Genomic DNA, 4,020 nt, shown 5'->3' with positions numbered 1-4,020 from the left:
TAACGTAACTCCGTTTTATTTTATATAATGCATAGTGCATTCTTTGCTTGCTGACAATTCTTCGTTACATCGGACTCTTATCGATCCAGCTGCTGTTAGGCGTTAAGGTTTAAGCCGGGACGAGGCCAGGGAACTTCAAGCAACTGCCCATAACCGGAGAGGGTGATGTAGGCAGTTTTCAGATCGGCACCGCCGAAACAGATGTTGGTACAGTAACCTTCAGGCGCTTCATAAAATTCCAGCAATTCTCCCTGAGGGGAAAAAACGCTGATGCCACCGTTTACAAGCGTGGCCACGCAAATGTTCCCGCACTCTTCTAGGGCCAAAGAATCAAATCGCTGGTATCCGGGAAGTCCATGGACAAGCTTTCCGCCATTGGGCGATGGCCAGGGTTCGAGCCCCAATTCGCCGGGAGCTTTAACCGGGTATGACCATAACCGGCTGGTTTCCGTCTCCGAGGCGTAAAGTGTTTTGCCGTCCGGAGAAAGGCCGACCCCATTCGGCGTGATCAGATGTTTGGCAGCTTGACGGATTTCACTGCCATCAAGGCGAGCGTAGTAAAGAAATCCGAGCATGAGTCGATCCTCGAACTTCTTTCCAAAATCCGTAAACCAGAATCCTCCCTGATTATCGAAAACAATATCGTTTGGACCATGAAGGGGCACCCCGTCGCAGTGGGTGTAAAGCGTTTCCACTGCACCTGAGGAGATATCGACACGTTGTATGGAGCCTCCCTCGTAGTTCGGCGCCGCGCCAGTGGGGCGGGTGTAGCCTTCATCAGTTCGCCAGCTGAATCCGCCGTTGTTGCACACATAGCAGTGACCATCGGGGCCCAAGGCGGCTCCATTCGGGCCTCCCCCCAACTCGGCTACTGTTTCCAGTTTGCCGCTTGGATATACACGGGTAAGTCGGCCGCCCTGTATCTCAACAACCAGGACACTGCCGTCATCCATGGCAATTGGTCCCTCCGGAAATTCCAGCTCACTGGTGAGTAGCTTGCCTTCAAGCTTTTTATTGTTCATTACTTACTCCCCCTTGAATGGTCTCCCCTCGATAGGAGGGAACACCGACTTGGTCGGCTGTGTATTCAGCTTTCAGTCCAGATCAACATTGCCATCAATGATTTCAATGACCGCCGGAAAGTATCTTCCATTCCAGCCGTTCTCCGCTGTAGCCCGATAATAACGCTCCGCCAATTGCGTCACGTGGGCAGATACGCCCGTTTGGGAAGCGAGTTCCAGCATATATCCGAGATCTTTCAGTGCGTACTCGGGAGGAAATGACTTTTCTGGAAACTCTCGGGGTAACAAAGACTTTCGTCCATGGTTGCGTAGTGCAAAACTGTCCCCTGAGCCCTTGGAAACTGCATCCAGAAGTACCTCGGGACGAACACCGGCCCGCTCGCTCACCACCATCATTTCCGCCAGAGCCATGGTGTTCTCAAACACAAGGGCGTTGTTGGCAAGCTTTACAACCTGGCCACAGCCAACTTCACCACAGTGGGTGACGTCTGAGCCCATGTAATGAAGCAGCTGCTCGATGCGAGGGAACATCTCCTGGCCAGCGCCGACCATGATGCTTAACTCGCCCCGTTGCGCAGCTTCACGGGTTCTGGCTACAGGAGCGTCCGAAAAGTCTATCCCGTGTTGCTTGAGTTTTTCTGCAACAGAGCGAGCGCTATCGACCGTCGTGGTGCTCAGGTCGACGATAATCGAGGGCTTTCGGTCTCCACTGGCAAGTCCATTTTCGCCCAGGCAAACGCTTTCGACCTGGGGCCCGCCGGGAAGTGACAAGAAAACAATGTCTGCATTCTCGGCAATGGCGCTCACACTCTCTGCTTTCTGAGCCTTGGTACCCTCAAGAATTGCAAATGCGGCAGGTTGCATGTCGAACGCAATCACGTCGCCGTTGTGCTTGAGAGCAACATTTCGGCACATGGGGCCGCCCATGACGCCAAGACCGATAAAGCCAATTGTAGGTGTTGAATGGCTCATGTTTTTTCCCCTTAATCCATCCACATTCCACCGCTGACATCCAGAGATGTCCCGGTGATCCAGTTTGACGCGGGAGAGCACAAGAACAGTGCAGCCTGCGCAATGTCTTCCGGCGTTCCATAACGACCTAGGGGAACTGTGGAATTTGCAGAGGGCCCCTTGTTATCCGTGAGCTTCGCCCACATCGCCGTTTCTACGGGGCCGGGCGCCAGGATATTGGCGTAAACACCATGTGGCCCACCGGCTTTGGCAACCCAGCGCATCAAGCCGTGCACTGCAGATTTTGCTGACACATAGGCTGGTCCTGAGGCAACCCCACCGTTTTTGGCAGCAATGGATCCTGCCGCAAGAATTTTCCCGAAGCCGCGATCGCACATGATCGGGAATAGTTTTCGTGTGGGGTTAACAACGCCGCGTACATTTACTGAAAAAATGGAGTCCCATTCCTCGTCGGTACTCTCTGCAAGGGGAGTGCGTGCAATGGTACCTGCACACAAAACCAGGATGTCGATCTGGCCGTAGTCAGACAAAACGCCGTCGATCACGCGATCGGTATCCTCTTTTGAAGTGACGTCATAGTGCCTGTAATCGATACCCTGCCCGAGGTCTGCTGACTCAGCGATGTCTGTAGCGATTACCTTGGCGCCGGCTTCCTGGAATGCTTTGCTGATAGACATTCCCATTCCGCCTGCACCCCCGGTGATCAATGCTACTTGGTCTTTCAGGGTGGCAGGACCGCTCAAGTGATGTGCCATTTTTTCTACGCTCTTGTTTTTGTGAATATAAAAATCTAGTTCTAATGGAATTAGACTACCCGAATACTGCCATAGCGGACATCGCCAACTGGCCTTCGGGGCCCCTGGCCCAGATTTCCAGAGACGTTTCGTCCTTTTCCCTTCCTTCGAGTGTAAAGGCCGCGTCTACAAATAAAGGGGCCACCCCTCGGAAGCTGAATTCCTTCAATCTGCGATCGCCTCCATGTTTGACCGCAAATTGCTGAAGCAGCGTTGCTGTGAGCGGGCCGTGAACGACCAGGTTTTTGTAACCCTCTTCCTCACACGCATAGGGCAGATCGTAGTGGATCCTGTGCCCGTTAAAAGTGAGGGCTGAATACCGAAACAGCAATGTTGTATCCGGGGTAACCGTTTCAGTCCACTGTGGAGTTGCTTCATGCACAGCGGGCTCGGGAGCAGTGCCTGGCTGAGGGGGTGTAGGTTCGCGATACACAATATCCTGCTCTTCGACGATACGAACACGGTCTTCTGCGCTGATAGTGTGCTCAACGGTGACAAAGCAAAGCGAGCCCTGCCGCCCGGATTTGGCTTTTACGCTCAGTATCCGGCTCTTGCGTGTGGCATTGCTTCCAACTGGCAGGTCTTCCAGATATCGAATCCGGCTTCCTGCCCACATGCGCCTGGGTAAAGGAACTGGGGGCAGGAACCCGCCTTTCGCTGGATGGCCGTCAACGCCAAGCAGGCTTCTACGAACCTTCGGATTAAAGAATAGCCACTGCCAGCCCGGCGGCAGTGGCTGGCCTTCGGCCGGGTAGGAATCAAGGTCGGTTGTTGCGGCCATTGCTTCCACGGTTGCGGGAGAAATTTTCGCGGATCCGGCTTCTTCCCGTCCGATCCAATCCTGGAAGTCACCGTTTGATGAGTCGTTACTCATTGCTTGCCTCTTATAGTTGTTAGGGCTGACGTACTTCGATTTCCCTGAATGATATATAATATATTATTTCTCGATGGCTAAAATTAAAATCGCAAAAGTTTTCCCTGTCAAGCTCGGCAGTAATTTTATTGGTGATTTTTCAGTAGCGATTTTCTGAGAAAAGTTATTTTAAAATCTATAAACCAATAACTTAAATGAAATTAGCAGTCTTTTATTAAAGGTTGGAATGCCCGGCTAAGGTGGGATTTCCCGGTAACGATTCTGGTCCCTGGCTCTGAAAAACACTTGACTAGAAATTTTCAGATAATGCATTATGCATTCTCCGAAGTGACATTTGAACCTAGATGGAGTAGCAACG

At 52.2% G+C, this 4,020-nt stretch carries 4 protein-coding genes; all 4 read right to left on the bottom strand.

Features of this window, described 5'->3' with window-relative positions:
* Positions 1-95 precede the first annotated feature (95 nt).
* On the bottom strand, positions 96-1,022 hold the full coding sequence (locus J3362_RS19780) for an SMP-30/gluconolactonase/LRE family protein (protein WP_349521888.1): 927 nt from the start codon (positions 1,020-1,022) through the stop codon (positions 96-98).
* A 72-nt stretch (positions 1,023-1,094) separates the two neighbouring features.
* Positions 1,095-1,994: an NAD(P)-dependent oxidoreductase gene (locus J3362_RS19775; protein WP_349521887.1), complete on the bottom strand. Its 900-nt coding sequence runs from the start codon at positions 1,992-1,994 to the stop codon at positions 1,095-1,097.
* Between the two features lie 11 nt (positions 1,995-2,005).
* Positions 2,006-2,749 (bottom strand): SDR family NAD(P)-dependent oxidoreductase, encoded by a 744-nt coding sequence (locus J3362_RS19770; protein ID WP_349521886.1) that lies wholly within the window; start codon positions 2,747-2,749, stop codon positions 2,006-2,008.
* Between the two features lie 55 nt (positions 2,750-2,804).
* Positions 2,805-3,662 carry an HTD2 family dehydratase gene (locus J3362_RS19765; protein WP_349521885.1) on the bottom strand — a complete coding sequence of 286 codons (858 nt, stop codon included), beginning with the start codon at positions 3,660-3,662 and terminating at the stop codon, positions 2,805-2,807.
* Positions 3,663-4,020: the final 358 nt, after the last annotated feature.

Origin of the sequence: Marinobacter sp. NFXS11 (assembly GCF_040148675.1) — a bacterium.
GTDB lineage: Bacteria > Pseudomonadota > Gammaproteobacteria > Pseudomonadales > Oleiphilaceae > Marinobacter.
The sequence above is the reverse complement of the archived record's forward strand: the minus strand, read 5'-3'. Positions and strand labels throughout refer to the sequence as shown.